Below are 468 nucleotides of genomic sequence, written 5' to 3'. Positions count from 1 at the left end.
CCTTTACTGAAGCGCTCCGGGTGCTGAGCGTACATCTCGTCCAGTGCCGCTTGCCGGAGGTGAGCGATTTCAAGGTATTCCCCGCTAAACACCTGATGGGGCGTAAAACCGGCCAGGCTGCTGTGGTGGTGATCATGGTTGTACCAGCGGACATAGTCCTCATTCCAATGTACCGCATGGTCGTAGCTGTCGAAGCGGCCCGGGTAGTCCGGCTGATATTTCAGGGTCTTGAACTGTGCTTCACTCATCGCGTTGTCGTTGCTCACTCGGGGGCGGCTATGACTGGCCGTCATCGTCAACTCACCCAGCAAATCCAGATAGCAGTGGGCGGTCATGGGGGTGCCACGATCCTGATGCAGCGTGAGCGTACCGGGTTGTATGTCATAACGTTCATGCGCTTCCATGATCAGCTGGCTGGACAGCGCACTGTTTTCCTTGCGTGACAGCATCCAGGCCACAATGTAACGG

General features: G+C 56.8%; 1 protein-coding gene. It reads right to left on the bottom strand.

Going from position 1 to position 468, the window contains the following annotated elements; all coding sequences use genetic code 11:
- Positions 1-468, bottom strand: a 468-nt coding sequence (locus WG929_RS20970) for an integrase core domain-containing protein (protein ID WP_416207622.1), incomplete at both ends; no start/stop codon positions are given.

Source organism: Oceanobacter antarcticus (assembly GCF_044962685.1).
Taxonomy (GTDB): Bacteria; Pseudomonadota; Gammaproteobacteria; order Pseudomonadales; family Oceanobacteraceae; genus Oceanobacter; species Oceanobacter antarcticus.
Note: the sequence above shows the minus strand (reverse complement) of the source record. Positions and strands in the feature narration are given on the sequence as shown.